Below are 17,382 nucleotides of genomic sequence, written 5' to 3'. Positions count from 1 at the left end.
TGAATTCGAGCAAAAAGGCTAGCCTTCGGATCTATAGCTATTTCTTCCCATCACCTATAGACATCTTAAGCTCTCTCGTCTTGTGGCCGGCGTCGAAGACTGGGTCAACCGCTGTCGCTATGGCAATCACCAGAGACAGTGACCTCCCTATGAAGCCTTGGAAGAGGAAAAAAACGGCCTGGAACTGCTGTTCAAGGGTGTCACGGTGGAGATGACCTGGGAGAAATACGATGAAGCGTTTGAAAGCAGAGGTCCTATCCCACTAGATGGATGTTGGGAAGATATCTCTACAATCGCCACCAACGATATAAAGATCGATATTTTGGTCACGGTGCCCGACCTTGAGGGGATGGAGCTGGGGTTGAAACTCGAGATCGGTGAAGCAAAAAACGACGACCACGCGGTTCTATTCAAAGGAAATTACATCAAGACAGTGGAATCTACAATCCTTGAGGAGCGCGACGGAGGAAACCTGTCCAATGAGGAGTCTCTTAACATAGAAGTTTTAAAAAATAATAGCTATCACTGCATTTCTATCGAAAAGTACATGCATAGCAATATACCACCTAAATCTCTGACGCTTCATCTTGGTTCTATCAACCAAAAAAGGCCAATCGATATGAAAACAGATGCATTCAAAGTGAGGATATAGCCATGCCCCACTACGTCAAGAAAATCTCGATCATCCTATTTCTTACATGTGCAGCACCGTGCTTAACAGCTTGCGACGAATCTTCCACTTTCAACTTTATTAATTCTCGAGAAACAACTTTTACGGAAATGGAGGGGACGCCATATTTTATTGCTAACAACCCGGACCGCTACGCGCTCGCTGACTTCTACGACAACACATCGATCGAAAAGTTGATTCGTGAAAACGAGAATGGTGACATAACAGCCAAGTTCCTTCTCGGTTTGATCTATGCGGAGTTGATAACAGGGTATGAAGAGTACGTCGATAGGTCCCAAGGACTACCACTCGTGAAGGAGTCGTGGAAGATGGGGGTAGTCGATGCAGGATCTTCACTATTCACTGCTTATAACTGGGGTATCGGCACCCGAATCAATAAACCCCTAGCGCTGGCCTACCTCCAAGCAAGCGCGGAGAAAGGCTATATTCTCTCCCAGAAAAGACTGGGCTTCGCCTACCTGGGTTCCGATCCTCGCGGACTGGTGGAGCAAGATATCCAGCAGGCGAGAATCTGGTTCACCCGCGCAGCCGAACAGGGCGACGCCGAATCAGCCACCCAGCTTGCCGGCATCTATCAAGAAGGGATTGGCGTGCCCAAGGATGAGCGAGCAGCTTTCGAGTGGCTAAAGCGCGCCGAACATATGCCATTCAATGGGTTCTTGAGCCACCGAGGTCTTGCCAACTACTACGAGAAAGGCATTGGCACCGAGGTGGACCTGGTACAAGCCTACAAGTATTTCGACCTCCAAGGCACGGCCGGCGTCCCCGACAAGAAACGCCTGGAAGCACAAATGACACCGGAGCAGGTCCAGCAAGCCATCGCCCTGTCGCGAGCCTGGCAGGAAGAAAATCGTACATTTTTCCCGAGCTACTACGGCCTGGAACACCAATCGGATGGCAGCTATCGGTGAGGTAGCGCCCTGGTGCGATATTCAAGACTCGCTGACACAGTCCCTTTGCAAGGCCAGCCTGCAGATGTTGGGCGTTTCTGTTTCTCCTATCCCCTTGGGCGCTCTTCCACACGTCCTTGCAACCGATAGGGCGCGGGATCAATGATCGGCTCTCTTCCCAGCAGTTGATCCACCAGCAGGCGCGTCGAGGCCGGCGCCAGCACCAGCCCATTGCGGTAATGCCCGGCGTTGACGTGCAGGTTGTCCCAGCCGGGGGCCTGGCCAATATAAGGCATGCCGTCCGGTGATCCAGGCCTCAGCCCGGCCCAGTGGTGCTCGATCTCGCAGTCGGCCAATGCCGGAATGATGGCGGTAGCGCTATGCCATAGTGAGCTACGGGCGTCGTCGTCGGTGCCCTTGTCGAACCCGGCGTCTTCCAGGGTGGAGCCGGCCAGGATCCGCCCGTCGCCGCGAGGAATCACGTAGCGTCCATCCATCAGCACCACCCGCTCGACCAGTCCGGGTGGTGCCTTGAACAGAATCATCTGACCCTTGACCGGACGTACCGGCAGATCGAGCCCGGCCATGTCGGCAAGCCCCGCCGACCAGGCGCCGGCACAGATAACCACTTGATCGGCACTGAGGTTGCCCTGGTCGGTGTTCACCACCGCCACCCGCTCCCCTTGCCGCTCGAACCCGGTGACCGTGCATTGCTCGCGCAACGTCACCGACGTCATGTCTTCCAGTCGGGACCTCAGCGCGCGCATCAGACGGGGGTTACGAATGCTGCCCAGGGTCGGCATCCACAGCGCCTCGTCGATATCGCGGCGGGCGTTGGGCTCCTTTCGGCGGATCACTGCAGCGCCTACCCGCGACAGCGGCTTGCCAACCTCCCGCGCCCACTCGAGTGCGCGCGCTTCGTCTTCCACCCTCAGGTAGAGAAGCCCCTTCTGGCGATACTCCGGATCGATCCCGGTCTCCTCCAGCAGGCGCAGAGCCAGTTCGGGGTAGGCCCCCTCCGACCAGCTCGCCAGGCGCGATACCGGCGAGCTGTAGCGCCAGGGATAAAGTGGCGAGACGATCCCGCCCCCGGCCCAGGAGGCCTCGCTACCGCAGCCGCCTCGCTCTACCACCGTCACACTGTGACCGGCATCGGCCAGTTGCAGTGTCGTCATCAGCCCTATGACGCCGCCGCCAATCACCAGGAAATCACTCAAAGCGCTTCTCCAACGTCTGCTCTCCCTTCTCCGAGCTAGGCTCAAGGAACCCTGAATTCAAACAACAACCACAAGGAAGCGTTCGCCATGGACGACGACGCCCGACGCCCCCGTCATGTCTGCATGTCCCGAGCTTACTGGCACACACCTCACCACCCCGAACCTTACCGCCCCAAGTCTTGCCATCCCGAACCTCATCGAATCGCTTTCCGCCAGTCCGGAACTACCTTGCTGGAGCTGTTGCTGGTGGTGGCTATTGTAGGCCTTCTGACCAGCGTGGCCCTGTCGGGCTACCGGGCAATGGCCGCCCGACAGGATATCGCCAGCGAGCTTTCGCGACTAGAAGGCGCCCTGATGCTGGCCCGGGGCACGGCTATCACCCGGGCAAGACCCGTCACCCTTTGCCCGAGCGACGACGGCATTCACTGCGGCGAGGACTGGAGGGGAAAGCTGTTGATCAAGGCGGGAGCGCCGAGCTGGGAGGGAGCGACACTTCATGTCTTTGCGCCCAGCCGGCTCTCAAGCATCGGCTTTCGCGAGGATGCAAAGCCGGTGCGCTTTCTGGCCAATGGACGTGCCAGCGGCCATAACGGGACCTTTGTGATCTGCGCGAAAGATAACACCGGAGCCAGGCTGGTATTGAGCAACTTTGGCCGCTTGCGTCGCGAGTTAAAGGGTGGCTGTCACTAGACACCTAACGAGACATCTATGCTGATCGATCCAGCCAGAGGATGCTGTGGTGTTCATTGTCCGAAGGATCATCGGTTCCGTTGACCATGACATTGTAATTCAAGCCGATGGTACCGGATGAAACCAGGGCTCCATCGACGATGAAGGGCGAGCTCTCGTTGTCCCCGTTGATCACTATCCCCCCTGCCCAGATGTCTCCTGCCAGAGCTACTTCGCCTGAAGCATTGAGCACAATCTGGCCTGACGCCACCAGGTTGCACTCGTACTCGCCCTCCGAGACAAGAATATTGGCTGCTCCATCGACAACAATCAGTTCTGCCTCTGGCACATCAGCAAGCTCTAACTGACCTGAAAAGCCATAGCTTTGGTCGCAGAACAGGATGGTCCCATGCTTCGCGCAACCGGTTTCATCGAACTCATCTTGCTCAAACTCGGCTGCTACCTCTGTCACCTTGTCTTGTGGATCCAGCGATGGCGCTGGCTGTCCTGGAGCCGGAGCAGAATTCCAACACATTTCTACTGGATTGGGGCCATAGTTGACAAACGAACCAGCAGACACAGTGTCACAACCTTCCGGCAAGGCGGGCAGTCCACCGATTCCCGCGCCTTGATCATCGGCCGCCGCAACGATGACACCGTGCAAGGCCAGGTTGTGCTGTCCTCCGTCGACAAAACCAACCACCAGTCGAGCGGGAACACTGGCATAAGAGCAAGGCACCCAGCGATAGCCAATATTGGGCTGGTCCGGAATCACTCCGCCTTGGCGCCAATCACCGCTCCAGCTACCTTCCACCACTTTTTGCTCGAGGGTCTCGCAGGCTTCTCGCTCCCCGCTGGCAACCTGATCTGGCGCCATGAGAAGCTCGGTGGCCCCCCAATCCGCCGCCATCTGGGCCTGGGCCATGGCGCGCATATTGCCGGCCAGGCGTTCGTCCACCAGCGCCGACTTGACCCCGGCCATGGCCACCACCGAGGCGATCGCTACCAGCGACAGCACCACCAATAGCGCCGCGCCTCGCTGGCGGGCTTGAGGCTTCACCCGTCGGCCTCCGCCGCGGACACGGCCTGAAGACGATCCACCGCGTGCAGCCGGATCGGTGTCCTTGCGTGGGGCAGGTTCAGGGTGATGCGATAGAGTCCCCCACCCAGATCTTCCAGCACCTGATCGTCCTCGCAGGAACCATCGTAGGCCAGGCCATCGACCAGAGGCTCGCCGCTGTCGACCTCGTGCAGCGTACAGGACTCGCCATCTGGCGCCGGGCGCAGCACGTAATCGCCGGGGGAGGCGTCGCCCCGGCGCACCGCCGCGGTGATGGTATCGAGGGCGTAGCTCAGGACCGCCTGGCGATCGGCCAGGCGCAGCACCTCGCGCGCATTGGCGTTGACCTCCTGAAACAGCGAGCCCGCAGCCAGGATCACCAGGCTGCCGACGACCATGGCCACCATCAGCTCGACCAGGGAAACGCCGCGCTGGCGACGCAACGACTTGCCCGGGGAAAGGACGCGGTGCGGACTCATGACGCCTTCCGAGCGGGCAGCTTGACCCAGTACTGAAACAGGCTAGGTTCGGTGAAGCGCTCGTCCTTCCAGCCAATACGCAGCTCGAAGGCGCAGTCGTCCTGAGCGATCACCGCCTCATTCAGGGGAATGAGACCGGGAAGGAAATCGGCCCAGTGCTCGCGCCAGTGCTCTCGGGAAAGGCTCTCGGGCACACCTTCAGGACAGTACCCGCCATTGGCCACCAGGCTTGCCCAAAGCAGTTCCCGTGCATCCTGGGCGGCCAGGTCCGCCAGCGATCTCTGGATACTGGAATGGGCGCTTTGCAAGCTGCGCAACTGCATCCCCGCCACCCCCAAAAGTCCCACCGACAGCAGCACCAGCGCCACCAGTGCCTCGAGCAGGGAAAACCCGGCCTGGGATCGTAGGCTTCTCACGCGGCATCTTCCTCATCGCCGGAACGTACCACGCCGCTTGGCTCCACCGAGACCCAGCGACCCGCGCCTCCTGTCCCGCGAAGCTGCCAACGGCAGGGGCTACCGTAGCTGCACTCATCCAGGCGCCCCATCAGATCGAAGCTGACCCCACCGGGCGATACCCGGGTACCGTCAGTGTGCGCTGCTTCATCGACCATCAGTACATCACCATGCGCGGTTGGAGTGGACTGGCAGCCGCCGGCGTCCGCGTCTCCCGCCAGCACCTCGAGCCGCCAGCGTCCCCCGCAGTCGACCACCAGTACCCTGACCTCCTGGCGTCGGGTCAAGGCGGTGGTGCGTGCCAGGGTCAGTGCGCCGACCAGGCGATTGGTATCCGCCACCAGACGCTCGCCGGCCAGCCAATGGTGCAGGCCAGGCACCGCCACCGCAGCCATCAGGCCGATCACCGCGACACAGACGACCAGCTCCAGCAGGGTGACCCCGCGCTGGCGGCTACCAGCAGTCATCTGGTGCCCGTTCGCCGGTCTGGTCCATGGTCAGGCTATCGCAGCCTTCCTTCACCGACTGGGCGTCGAGGGCCCTGGCCTCGAGAAAATAGCGCCCTGGGTGGCGTTCCACCGACAGTTGGTAGAAACCGGACTCCGACGGTCGCTCAAGGCCGTCACAGGCGGCGATATCATAGGCCTGGTCACGGCTGTAGCAGCGCTCCAGCGACGAGGCGGTCGTCATCAGTAGAGCGCGGCCATCGGCGACACGGGTCTCGCGTAGATGCTCGGTGTACATGGGGTAGGCCACCGACGCCAGCAGACCGATGATGGCGATGCACAGCAACAGTTCGATCAGGGTGAAACCGCCCTGACGCTCCATCGGGCCTGGTGACGAAGCCCGTGTCGAAGCGGCACTGACTTTCTGGTCCAGCTCACTGAATCCATGCTCATCCCAGCGCGTCTCTGCGTAAATTGAGCCTCGCGTTTTTCGTATTCCCTGCATCGGGCTTCTCCGGCTCGTTTTCCCTTCGAGTATGTCGCACGTCCGCGATGGGCGGCAGGCGCTGGATCAAGGTTGTGTCGCGACACCACGCTTAAGCACAGACTTGAGGCTTTCTCCTACGCCTGAAAACAAGGACGCCGCCCTTGGGGGCGGCGTCGAGATGCTGCACTGGAAAAACGAACGGTGGAATGCCTTCACGGCAATCCTCTGGTGGCATCAGTCGCTGACGATGACCCGCTCGCGCAGTTCACGCGGCATCGAGAAGGTGATGGTTTCCTCTCGGCCGGCCAGTTCCTCGGGGGCCTCGGCGCCCAGCTCGGTCAGGCGGTCGATGACCCCCTTGACCAGTACCTCCGGGGCGCTGGCCCCGGCGGTCACGCCGACTGCACCGATATTCGCAAGCCAAGCCGGATCGATCTGCTCGGCACTGTCGATCAGGTAGGCCGGGGTGCCCACTCGCTCGGACAGCTCGCGCAGGCGATTGGAGTTGGAGCTGTTGGGGCTTCCCACTACCAGTACCAGATCGGAGCCCGCCGCCAGTTCGCGCACCGCGTCCTGGCGGTTCTGGGTGGCGTAGCAGATATCGTCCTTGCGCGGCCCCTGGATGTCGGGGAAGGTGGCGCGCAGGGCATCGATCACCCGAGCGGTATCGTCCATGGACAAGGTGGTCTGGGTGACAAAAGCCAGCCGACTGGGGTCCTTGACCTCCAGACGGGCCACGTCCTTTTCGTCCTCGACCAGGTAGATCTGGCCGCCGTGGGAGGTGTCGTAACGCCCCATGGTGCCTTCGACCTCGGGATGCCCTTCATGGCCGATCAGGATGCACTCCTGGCCACGGCGAGCGTAGCGCAGCACTTCCATATGCACCTTGGTCACCAGCGGGCAGGTGGCGTCGAAGACCTTGAGCCCGCGCCGCTCGGCCTCCTCCTGCACCGCCCGGGACACCCCGTGGGCAGAGAAGATCACGATGACGTCATCGGGAACCTCGTGGAGTTCCTCGACGAAGATCGCCCCACGCTCGCGCAGGCTATCCACCACGAAGCGGTTGTGGACCACCTCGTGACGCACGTAAATGGGCGGCCCGAACACGTCCAGCGCGCTGTTGACGATGTCGATGGCCCGGTCGACGCCGGCGCAGAAGCCGCGCGGGTTGGCCAGCTTGATTTGCATGGTTTGCCTTGCCTCGGTGCCGTCTTGGCACCTGGTTGAGCGGATGATTCGCGTGGTCATTGCGTGGTTGTCACGTACTGCGCCTTACCGGCACACCGGGAGACGTGAATCGCCTAGTGGGTGGTGGCGGGCTTGACGCCCAGTACCTCGACCTCAAAGGTCAGGGTGCGCCCGGCCAGCGGATGATTGAAATCCACCTCCACCATGTCGCCGTCGATCTCGGTGACCACCCCGGGCAATTCGTCGCCGTTGGCGTCGGCAAAGGACATCACGGTGCCGACCTCGGGCTCGTCGCCGTTGAACACCTCACGCTTCATGCGCTGGATGTTCTGCGGGTTGTGCTGACCGAAGGCGTGCTCGGGACTGACCTCGAAGCTGCCGCTATCGCCGTCGGTCATACCCTTCAACGGCTGCTCGAACCCGGGCGGCAGGTTGCCATCGCCCAGTTGAAAGGTCGCCGGGGCCTTGTCCCGGGTGGAGTCCACCACGGTGCCATCTTCCAGCTTGAGGGTGAAGTGAAGGGTGACTTCCATGCCCTCGTCGATACGGTAGTCGCTCATTGGGATCTCCGAAAGAGTGACGGACCGGCAGGGACCGATACGTCGCTGCCGGCAACAGATAATTAGCCGCGCCGGGCGCGGCGGCGCTCGCCGAAGATCGACTCCCAGATCAGGCCGATGGCGCCCAGGGTAATGCCGATATCCGCCACGTTGAACGCCGGGTAGTACCAGCCCGCCGCGTGAAAGGACAGAAAGTCCACCACGTAGCCGTGCACCAGGCGGTCATAGAGGTTGCCCAGGGCGCCGCCGATGATCAGCGCGAGACACGCCCCCAGCAGCTTTTCGTCACGCCGCAGGCGACGCATCCAGATCGTCAGGCCGACGGTGGCCGCCACCGCGATGGCGGCGAACAGCCAGCGCTGCCAACCGGGGTGATCGGCCAGGAAACTGAAGGCCGCCCCGGTATTGTGCAGAAGCGTCAGATTGAAGAACGGCAGCACCTCCACCGGCGTGGCGTAGGTCAGCGTCTGGCTCATCAGTGCCTTGGTGCCCAGATCGAGCACGACCCAGGCCAGCGCCAGCCACCACCAGCGCAGCGGCTGGCGCATCGGTTCCACCTGTGAACTCATGTGCCCGTCACCCTCCTTGGTCGTGGAATCCGTGGCGTCAGGCATAGTGACGCACCTCGCCCGGACCGTCTGGCAGGTTGCTGACGCAGCGCGAACACAGGTCCGGGTGCTCGGGCAGTGAGCCCACCTCGGGGCGATGGTGCCAGCAGCGCTCGCACTTGGCGTTGTCGCTGGCGCGCACCGCCACCTTGAGCCCTTCGACGTCGGTCTCGGCGGCATCGCCTCCTTGGTCGAGCGGCGCCAGGTGGACCTCGCTGGTCAGCATCACGAAGCGCAGCTCGTCGCCCAGGCGCGAGAGCAGTTCGTCAAGCTCGTCGCTGACGTGCAGGGTCACCTCGGCGGCCAGGCTGCCCTTGATGGTCTTGGCGTTGCGGGCGTCTTCTAGGCACTTGTTGACCGCCTGCTTGACCGTCAGCACCCGCTCCCAGAAGTCACGGCCCATGCTGGCGTCGTCGCTGAGGGTGGACAGGCCAGTGTAGTAGGTCTCCAGTAGCACGCTGCGGCCTTCGGCCAGGCCTTTCTCGCCGGGGATGTTCTCGAAGATCTCCTCGGCGGTGAACGACAGGATCGGTGCGATCCAGCGCACCAGCGCCTGGACCACGTGATAGAGCGCGGTCTGGGCGCTGCGACGAGCCTGGGAGTCGGACTGGGTGGTGTACTGGCGATCCTTGATCACGTCCAGGTAGAAGCCACCCAGTTCCCGCGCGCAGAAGCCGTGCACCTGCTGGTAGACGTCGAGGAAGCGGTACTCGTCGTAGGCCGTCTCGATGCGTGCCTGAAGCTGCGCGGCACGGTCCACCACCCACTGGTCCAGCGCCAGCATGTCGTCGAAGGCCAGGGCGTCACGCTCGGGGTCGAAGCCGTTGAGGTTCGCCAGCAGGAAGCGCGCGGTGTTGCGGATACGCCGGTAAACGTCGGCGGTGCGCTTGAGGATCTCGTCGGACACCGCCATCTCGCCGGAATAGTCGGTGGAGGCCACCCATAGACGCAGGATATCGGCGCCGAGCTTGTCCATTACCTCCTGCGGGGCCACCACGTTGCCCATGGACTTGGACATCTTGCGGCCCTGGGCGTCGACGGTGAAGCCGTGGGTCAACAGGCCCCGGTACGGCGGGTGACCGTCGATGGCGCAGCCGGTCAGCAGCGACGAGTGGAACCAGCCGCGGTGCTGGTCCGAGCCCTCCAGGTACAGATCGGCACGCGGGCCGCTCTGATGGCCGTGGGGGTGCGAGCCGCGCAGCACGTGGCGGTGGGTGGTGCCGGAGTCGAACCACACGTCCAGAGTATCCGTGACCTTGTCGTACTGACTGGCCTCTTCGCCCAGAAGCTCGGCCGGGTCCAGGCGGAACCAGGCGTCGATGCCGTCACGGTCGACCAGGTCGGCGACCTTCTCGGTCAGCTCCACGGTCTGCGGGTGCAGCTCGCCGCTTTCCTTGTGCAGGAAGAACGGGATCGGCACGCCCCAGTTGCGCTGACGCGAGATGCACCAGTCCGGGCGGTTGGCGATCATGCTGTGCAGCCGCGCCTTGCCCCAGCCCGGAGTGAACTCGGTCGCCTCGATCCCTTCGAGCGCACTTTCGCGCAGGGTGCGACCGTCATGGCCAGGGATGTCCATGCCGACGAACCACTGGGCGGTGGCCCGGTAGATCACCGGGGTCTTGTGACGCCAGCAGTGCATGTAGCTGTGGGTGATGGTCTTGTGAGCCATCAGCGCGCCGGCCTCGGACAGTGCTTCGACGATCTTGGGGTTGGCCTTCCAGATCAGCATGCCACCGAACAGCGGCAGGTCGTCGACGTAGACGCCGTCGCCCTTGACCACGCTGATGAAGTCGCTGAAGTCCATGCCGTAGCGACGGCAGGAGTCGAAGTCATCGACGCCATGAACCGGCGCCGAGTGGACGATGCCGGTGCTGCCCTCGTCGCTGGTCACGTAGTCGGCGAGATACATCGGCGCGGTACGCTCATACAGCGGATGATGGAACTCGATCAGCTCCAGCCGTTCGCCACGCGCCGTGGCGATGACCTCACCGCTCAGGCCGAAGCGCTCGAGGCAGCTCTCGACCAGTTCCTCGGCCAGCAGCAACAGCCGCTCGCCGGTGTCGACCAGGGCATAGTTGAACTCCGGATGGACATTCAGCGCCTGGTTGGCCGGGATGGTCCAGGGGGTGGTGGTCCAGATGACCACCGCCGCGGGCTTGGGCAGGCTGTCCAGCCCGAAGGCGGCGGCCAGCTTGGCGTCGTCTGCGCAGGTGAAGGCTACATCGATGGCGTCGGACTTCTTGTCGGCGTACTCGACCTCGGCCTCGGCCAGGGCCGAACCACAGTCGAAGCACCAGTTGACCGGCTTGAGTCCCTTGAACACGTAGCCGCCCTTGACCATGTCGGCCAGGGCGCGGATCTCGCCGCCCTCGTTGGCGTACTCCATGGAGCGGTAGGGATTGTCCCAGTCGCCGACCACGCCCAGACGCACGAAGTCCTGAAGCTGGCCCTTGACCTGCTCGTCGGCGTACTCGCGACACAGCGCCCGGGCCTTTTCAGGCTCCAGGTGCTTGCCATGAGTGGTCTCCACCTTGTGCTCGATGGGCAGCCCGTGGCAGTCCCAGCCCGGCACGTAGGGTGCATCGAAGCCCGCCAGGTTCTTCGACTTGACGATGATGTCCTTGAGGATCTTGTTGACGGCGTGACCGATGTGAATGCTGCCGTTGGCGTAGGGAGGGCCATCGTGCAGCACGAAGACCTCCTGGCCCTGGCGTGCTTCGCGCAAGCGCTGGTAAATGTCCAGCTTCTGCCACTGCTCGACCCGCGCCGGCTCGCGCTTGGGGAGCATGCCGCGCATGGGGAATTCGGTTTCTGGCAGATTCAGAGTGTGCTTGTAGTCGCTCATAGTCCTGGGGTCAGCCGTCGTCATGATCGGCGGGGGCCTGCCCCGCCGGGGAATCCTGGGTTGCGGCCTCGCGCGCACGTGGCGCCGATGCCAGAGGATAAGGTCGTGGGCCGTCAGGGTCCCGGGCAAACACTGCTCGCGCCCGGTCGATGTCGGCATATATCTGGGTCTTCAGCGCGGCGAAGTCCGCGAAGGTCTCTTCACCGCGCAGCTTGGCGCAGGGCACTACCGTCAGGCGTTTGCCATACAGATCCGCCTGCATGTCCAGCAGATGCGCCTCCAGCACCGGACGCGGCGACCCTACCGTGGGCCGCCAGCCGATGTTGACCACCGCGGGATGACGCTGGGACGCCTCGCCATCGCTGCCGCCGTGGATCTCCACCGTCGCCGCATAGACACCGCGCAGCACCAGCGGACCCGGCAGCAGCGGCAGGTTGGCGGTGGGCACACCGATGGTGCGCCCGCGCTGCTGGTCACGCACCACCCGGCCGCTGACGCGGTAAGGCCGGCCCAGCAGGCGCGCCGCCGCCTCGAAGTTGCCACAGGCCAGCAGGGTGCGCACCCGTGTGCTCGACACCCGGTCATCGTCGATGCGAAAGGTCAGGGTGTGTTCGACGCTGAAACCACTGCTGCGGCCGGCTTCGGTCAGCAGCGCAAAATCACCGCGACGATCGCAGCCGAAGCGGAAGTCGTCGCCCACCACCAGATGGCGTACGCCGAGCCCTTCCAGCAACACCCGTTCGATGAATTCTGCCGCCGTCAGCTGGCGCAGCGATTCATTGAACGGCAGACACAGCACCCGATCGACGCCGCACTCCTTGAGCAGGCCGACCTTGTCGCGCAACCGCGTCAGGCGCGGTGGCGCCTGGTCGCCGGCAAAGTACTCGCGCGGCTGGGGTTCGAACACCACCACGGTCACCGGCAGTCCGCTGCGCGCCGCCTCGGCGTGGCACTGCTCAAGGATCGCCCGATGGCCCAGGTGCACCCCATCGAAGTTGCCGATGGTCGCCACCGTGCCACGGTGCTCCTCGCGCAGATTGTGCAGGCCTCGAATTACTTCCATGAGTCGGGTCACACCGAACCTAAAGGGAGTCGATTATAGCGAAGTGCGGGGCGCCGCGTCTTCCCACCGTCTGAAGGCGTCTGGGTGGGCAGCGCCGGTGCCCTCGCAAACCCAGCCCTAACCCTTGAGCCGGAACTGGCGGACTCTGACTCCTGTCAGCCCCAGCCAGGCGAAGTACGCAAGCCCGCCGGCCGCCACTAGTGCTGCCATCCAAAGTGCCCGAGGCATGAGCCCCCAGCCGAGCCACTGGTGCCACTCCGGCGCAAGCAACACAAGCACCAGGCCCATGGCCACACAGCCGCCTCCAAGCTGCACAGCAAAGCGCCCCCAGCCGGGCTGGAAGCGCAGCACGCCCTGCCTGCGCAGCAGCCAGGCCAGCATCCCGGCATTGAGGAAGGCCGACAGTGCGGTGGCCAACGCCAGCCCGGCGTGGGCCAGTGGCCAGATCAGGATCAGGTTGAACACCATATTGGCGACCATCGCGATGATACCGACCTTGACCGGCGTCTTGGTGTCCTGGCGGGCAAAGAAACCCGGCGCCAGCACCTTGATCAGCATGAAGGCGACCAGGCCGAGGGCATAGGCACGCAGGCTCATTGCCGCCATCACGATATCGTTGTCGGTCATGGCGCCGTAGTGGAACAGCGTGATCAACAGCGGCTCGGCCAGCAGCGCCAGCGCCAGCGCCGCTGGCAGCCCCAGCAGCAGCACCGCTCGCAGCGCCCAGTCCAGCATCTGGCTGAAGTGCTCGGTGGACGCCTCGGCGTGGCGCCGCGACAGCGCCGGCAGGATCACCGTACCGATGGCCACGCCGAACACCCCCAGTGGCAGCTCCACCAGGCGGTCGGAATAGTAGAGCCAGGACACGCTGCCCGCCGCCAGCAGCGAGGCCAGGATGGTATCCAGCAGCAGATTGATCTGCGACACCGAGACTCCGAACAACGCCGGCGCCATCAGTCGAAGGATGCGCCGCACGCCCTCGTGGGCGAAGTTGGGCCAGGGCCGGGGCATCAGCCCGAGCCTCACCAGAAAGGGCACCTGAAACAGCAGCTGCGCGGCGCCGGCGATCAGCACGCCCCAGGCCAACGCCATGGCCGGCTCGCTCATCATCGGCGTCAGCACCAGCGCCGCACCGATCAGCGACAGGTTCAGCAGCACCGGGGTGAAGGCCGGTACCGCGAAGCGATTCCAGGTATTGAGCACGCTGCCGGCGAAGGCGGTCAGCGAGATCAACAGCAGATACGGGAACGTCAGCCGAAGCATGTCGGTGGTCAGCGCGAGCTTGTCGGGATCTCGCGCAAAGCCAGGAGCAAACACCCAAGTCAACCAGGGCGCGGCGACGATGGCCAGGGCGGTGATCAGCGCCAGCACCGCCGCCAGGCTACCGCACACCGCATTGAGCAGTTCGCGTATCTCTTCGCGGGTGCGGGTGGTCGAGTACTCCGACAGCACCGGCACGAAGGCCTGATTGAAGGCGCCCTCGGCGAACAGCCGACGCATGAAGTTGGGGATCTTGAAGGCCACGAAGAAGGCGTCGGCGCCCTGTCCTGCACCCAGCAGGGTGGCGATCACCACGTCGCGCACCAGCCCCAGCACCCGGGACAGCATGGTCATGCTGCTGACCACCAGCCCAGAGCGCATCAGGCCTCGGCGCACGGGCGCCTTGGCGCCCCCCACCGAGGTGCCTGCCCCCTGCTCCAGGGCCTGATCAATGTCCTCATCCGAGGCCTGCTGTCGACGCTCGTCGGTCACGTCACTGATTCCTTGCTTGCGGGTTCCCTGCTCAATTCCCGGCTCGTTTGTCCGGCCTTCTTGCCACGCTGACAGTCCCCGCCCTGTGGCTCGCCATCGCCCGGAGAAGGGCGACGAAGGGGCACCGGGGCGCCGCGGGTCATCAATTGGCAGGCACAAAAAAACCGGCCGTAGCCGGTTTTTCGCGTGCGCGACACGGACGCATCCGCGTCACGCCGAAAGCGCGGGACCGGCTTACGCAGCCAGCGCCTTGATGCGCTTGTTCAGACGGCTCTTGATGCGAGCGGCCTTCTTCTTGGACAGGGTGTCCTTGTCGGCGATGCGGTCGATGACCGGCTGCGCCGCCTTGAAGGCGTCCATTGCCTGAGCGTGGTCGCCGCTGTTGATCGCCTTGATCACGCGCTTGACGTAAGTGCGGACCATGCTGCGCTGGCCTGCCTTCAGGACACGACGAGATTCTGCCTGACGGGCGCGCTTACGGGCTTGCTTGCTGTTAGCCACTGACTGTCTCCTTGGAGAAAGTTGTCGTCACCGTCGCACGATGACTTGATAACGTATTGATCCAACAGGGAAATAAAAAAATCCCCGTCGGCCTGGCCATCTGGCCGACCGCCATCGCAAGCACTGTCGCGAGGCAATCGTTACGGGCCGTGTCTGAGAGGATGGCGCATCCTATCATGTCAAGGTACTGCGCGCCAGCCTTTTACGGCCTGGCGCGCCTGGCTCACTCCACCGACCCTGTGCCCGGCCAGCGGCGGCCAGCGCACCGGTCATCGCGCCACTTGTCACGACGCCACGGGCGCCTCAGGTCACCGCAGACGTCGCCGCCGCCATCACCGCTCGAATCACTTCAGCTTCGACTGGATCATCTGCTTGACGAAGCGCTGACGCTCCTGCAGCCGCAGCCCCTGGATCGCCTCCGCCAGATCATGAGCCTCTTCGCCCACGTGCCAGTAGAGCTGACGGCGAGTGCTGATCGCCTGGTAGGCGGCCTCCGCCACTTCCTTCGGGCCCAGAGTAATCTCCTGCTCCGTGCACACCATGGAGTCAGGGTTGTTGGAGTTCATCGGTGTATTGATCAGACCGGGTTCGATGATCCCTACATAGATGCCATCGGACTCCAGCTCGATACTCAGCGACTCGCCCAGCGACGTCACGAACGACTTGGTCGCACCGTACACGCTGAACATCGGCAGCCCGGTGATCGCCGACGCCGACGACGTCAGCAGGATGGCGCCTGCCTCGGACGCCATCACGTAGGGCAGCGCCTCCTTGATGATGTAGATCGTGCCCATGGCATTGATCAGGTTCATCATCTCGTACTTTTCGAGCTCGACGTCCTTGAACAGGCCACTCGCCTGAATCCCGGCATTGGAGTGGACGACATCGATCACTCCACCGCAGACGGTGGCGAACTGCTCGATGGCGTCATGCACACCGGCACGACAGGAGACATCGCACTTGTAGGCAAACAGGTTCGCCTGCCCTTGCGCCTGCAGCTCGTTCAGCGCCTTGACGTTGATATCCAGGCCACCGACCTTGAAGCCCTTCTCCAAAAACAGTTTGACGACCTCAAAGCCGACGCCGGAACCAGCACCCGTTACCAGAATAGACTTCATCGACAACGCTCCCTCTTCTCCAAAGACCGCTGAGACCACGCACCAGGGCACGCTTCAGCTTCAAGGCTCACGCAACAGGACAGATGTCGCGCATGCGCCGCCGACAGCGGCTGCTGTCGGCGGCGCATAAGAGCACGGAGAAAAGACGGGAACCATATCCCTAAAGAGAGGTGCCAGCAGCAACAAGAGGCGCGCTACCGCCCAGGGTCAAGCCAGCACCACAAGATTGTCGCGGTGAATCAGCTCCGGCGCTTCCATATAGCCGAGTAACTCACAGATGCGCCCGCTGGGCTGGCCGAGAATCTTGCGCGCGTCCTCGGCGTTGTAATTGACCAGCCCCTTGGCGATCCGCTCGCCCTGTTCATCGACGCACAGAACCATATCGCCGCGCGCGAAGTCACCCGAGGAGGCCTTGACCCCCACCGGCAACAGCGACGAGCCACTGCCGCGCAGCACCCGTACCGCGCCGGCATCCAGGGTCAGGGTGCCACGCACCTGCAGCTGGCCGGCGAGCCAGCGCTTGCGCGCAGCGATGGGGGCCCGGTCCGGGGTCAACAGGGTGCCCAGCCGCTCGCCATCGGCCAGCCGCTCCAGTACCCGGGGCTGGCGACCGCTGGCGATCACCGTGACCGCCCCGCTGCGCGCGGCCAGGCGCGCCGCGCGCACCTTGGTGGTCATGCCACCGCGCCCCAGGGCGCCGCCGCCGCCGGCCACCGCCGCCAGACGAGCATCGTCGGCGCGCCCCTCCTCGATCAGCCGGGCGCTGGGGTCGTGGCGCGGGTCGGCGTCGAACAAGCCCTCCTGATCGGTCAGGATGACCAGCGCATCGGCCTCGAGCAGGTTGGCCACCAGGGCGCCAAGGGTATCGTTGTCGCCAAAGCGGATCTCGTCGGTGACCACGGTGTCGTTTTCATTGATCACCGGCACCACCTTGAGGTCCACCAGCGTGCTCAGCGCCGAGCGCGCGTTGAGGTAACGCTTGCGATTGGACAGATCGTCGTGGGTCAGCAGAATCTGCGCGGTCACCAGGCCATGGCGCCCGAAGTGATTCTCGTAGGTTTCGGTCAGCACGTTCTGCCCCACCGCCGCAGCGGCCTGGAGCTCTCGCACCGATGACGGGCGAGCCCGCCAGCCGAGACGCACCATGCCTGCCGCCACGGCCCCGGAAGACACCAGCACCACTTCGATGCCGCGACTCGCCAGGGCGGCGATCTGATCCACCCAGCCACCGATGGCGGGGTCATCGAGGCCACGCCCGTCGTTGGTCAACAGGGCGCTGCCAATCTTCACCACCACCCGCCGCGCGCTGGACAGGGCGTCACGCCCCGGGACCCGCTCTCCGCTGTGCATCCT

Annotated in this window: 18 protein-coding genes; 3 read left to right on the top strand and 15 right to left on the bottom strand. The window is 63.5% G+C overall.

Annotated elements, in window-relative coordinates; translation table 11 throughout:
- The first annotated feature begins 157 nt into the window (after window positions 1–157).
- Both C9F12_RS14090 and C9F12_RS14085 read left to right on the top strand, forming a co-directional pair.
- A complete protein-coding gene (locus tag C9F12_RS14090) occupies window positions 158–652 on the top strand; it encodes a hypothetical protein (protein WP_108449265.1) in 495 nt (164 codons plus the stop codon).
- A 2-nt stretch (window positions 653–654) separates the two neighbouring features.
- Window positions 655–1,602: a tetratricopeptide repeat protein gene (locus C9F12_RS14085; protein ID WP_108449264.1), complete on the top strand. Its 948-nt coding sequence runs from the start codon at window positions 655–657 to the stop codon at window positions 1,600–1,602.
- A gap of 86 nt (window positions 1,603–1,688) precedes the next feature.
- On the opposite strand, the gene thiO is transcribed toward C9F12_RS14085, so the two are convergent.
- Window positions 1,689–2,798, bottom strand: coding sequence for a glycine oxidase ThiO (gene thiO / locus C9F12_RS14080; RefSeq protein ID WP_108449263.1), 1,110 nt, complete (start codon window positions 2,796–2,798; stop codon window positions 1,689–1,691).
- An 87-nt stretch (window positions 2,799–2,885) separates the two neighbouring features.
- Here thiO and C9F12_RS14075 point away from each other — a divergent pair, with 87 nt between their 5' ends.
- Complete coding sequence (locus C9F12_RS14075; RefSeq protein ID WP_108449262.1) at window positions 2,886–3,488, top strand: GspH/FimT family pseudopilin; 603 nt, start codon at window positions 2,886–2,888, stop codon at window positions 3,486–3,488.
- A 16-nt stretch (window positions 3,489–3,504) separates the two neighbouring features.
- On the opposite strand, the gene C9F12_RS14070 is transcribed toward C9F12_RS14075, so the two are convergent.
- From C9F12_RS14070 to proB, 14 genes are all read right to left on the bottom strand, one after another.
- Entirely contained in the window at window positions 3,505–4,527 is a 1,023-nt protein-coding gene (locus C9F12_RS14070) for a PilX N-terminal domain-containing pilus assembly protein (RefSeq protein ID WP_108449261.1), read from the bottom strand.
- On the bottom strand, window positions 4,524–5,006 hold the full coding sequence (locus tag C9F12_RS14065; protein WP_108449260.1) for a prepilin-type N-terminal cleavage/methylation domain-containing protein: 483 nt from the start codon (window positions 5,004–5,006) through the stop codon (window positions 4,524–4,526). Before C9F12_RS14065 ends, C9F12_RS14070 begins: the two co-directional genes overlap by 4 nt.
- On the bottom strand, window positions 5,003–5,422 hold the full coding sequence (gene pilV / locus C9F12_RS14060) for a type IV pilus modification protein PilV (RefSeq protein ID WP_108449259.1): 420 nt from the start codon (window positions 5,420–5,422) through the stop codon (window positions 5,003–5,005). Before pilV ends, C9F12_RS14065 begins: the two co-directional genes overlap by 4 nt.
- On the bottom strand, window positions 5,419–5,928 hold the full coding sequence (locus tag C9F12_RS14055; RefSeq protein ID WP_108449287.1) for a GspH/FimT family pseudopilin: 510 nt from the start codon (window positions 5,926–5,928) through the stop codon (window positions 5,419–5,421). The genes pilV and C9F12_RS14055 overlap by 4 nt, the downstream gene beginning before the upstream one ends.
- Window positions 5,915–6,289: a type IV pilin protein gene (locus C9F12_RS14050; protein ID WP_162816485.1), complete on the bottom strand. Its 375-nt coding sequence runs from the start codon at window positions 6,287–6,289 to the stop codon at window positions 5,915–5,917. The genes C9F12_RS14055 and C9F12_RS14050 overlap by 14 nt, the downstream gene beginning before the upstream one ends.
- A gap of 339 nt (window positions 6,290–6,628) precedes the next feature.
- Window positions 6,629–7,582: a 4-hydroxy-3-methylbut-2-enyl diphosphate reductase gene (gene ispH / locus C9F12_RS14045; protein ID WP_185696479.1), complete on the bottom strand. Its 954-nt coding sequence runs from the start codon at window positions 7,580–7,582 to the stop codon at window positions 6,629–6,631.
- Between the two features lie 113 nt (window positions 7,583–7,695).
- Complete coding sequence (fkpB, locus tag C9F12_RS14040; RefSeq protein ID WP_045994447.1) at window positions 7,696–8,142, bottom strand: FKBP-type peptidyl-prolyl cis-trans isomerase; 447 nt, start codon at window positions 8,140–8,142, stop codon at window positions 7,696–7,698.
- Window positions 8,143–8,204: 62 nt separating this feature from the next.
- Entirely contained in the window at window positions 8,205–8,711 is a 507-nt protein-coding gene (gene lspA, locus C9F12_RS14035) for a signal peptidase II (RefSeq protein ID WP_231498700.1), read from the bottom strand.
- Window positions 8,712–8,748: 37 nt separating this feature from the next.
- Window positions 8,749–11,595 (bottom strand): isoleucine--tRNA ligase, encoded by a 2,847-nt coding sequence (gene ileS / locus C9F12_RS14030; protein WP_205254697.1) that lies wholly within the window; start codon window positions 11,593–11,595, stop codon window positions 8,749–8,751.
- A gap of 10 nt (window positions 11,596–11,605) precedes the next feature.
- Complete coding sequence (ribF, locus tag C9F12_RS14025) at window positions 11,606–12,658, bottom strand: bifunctional riboflavin kinase/FAD synthetase (protein WP_108449257.1); 1,053 nt, start codon at window positions 12,656–12,658, stop codon at window positions 11,606–11,608.
- 117 nt (window positions 12,659–12,775) lie between these two features.
- Window positions 12,776–14,299 carry a murein biosynthesis integral membrane protein MurJ gene (gene murJ, locus C9F12_RS14020; RefSeq protein ID WP_108449285.1) on the bottom strand — a complete coding sequence of 508 codons (1,524 nt, stop codon included), beginning with the start codon at window positions 14,297–14,299 and terminating at the stop codon, window positions 12,776–12,778.
- Window positions 14,300–14,644: 345 nt separating this feature from the next.
- Complete coding sequence (rpsT, locus tag C9F12_RS14015) at window positions 14,645–14,911, bottom strand: 30S ribosomal protein S20 (protein WP_045994444.1); 267 nt, start codon at window positions 14,909–14,911, stop codon at window positions 14,645–14,647.
- A 344-nt stretch (window positions 14,912–15,255) separates the two neighbouring features.
- On the bottom strand, window positions 15,256–16,029 hold the full coding sequence (locus C9F12_RS14010; protein WP_108449256.1) for an SDR family NAD(P)-dependent oxidoreductase: 774 nt from the start codon (window positions 16,027–16,029) through the stop codon (window positions 15,256–15,258).
- A 207-nt stretch (window positions 16,030–16,236) separates the two neighbouring features.
- Window positions 16,237–17,379, bottom strand: coding sequence for a glutamate 5-kinase (gene proB, locus C9F12_RS14005; protein WP_108133521.1), 1,143 nt, complete (start codon window positions 17,377–17,379; stop codon window positions 16,237–16,239).
- Window positions 17,380–17,382: the final 3 nt, after the last annotated feature.

The organism is Halomonas sp. BN3-1, assembly GCF_003056325.1.
GTDB classification, from domain to species: domain Bacteria; phylum Pseudomonadota; class Gammaproteobacteria; order Pseudomonadales; family Halomonadaceae; genus Halomonas; species Halomonas litopenaei.
Note: the sequence above shows the minus strand (reverse complement) of the source record. Positions and strands in the feature narration are given on the sequence as shown.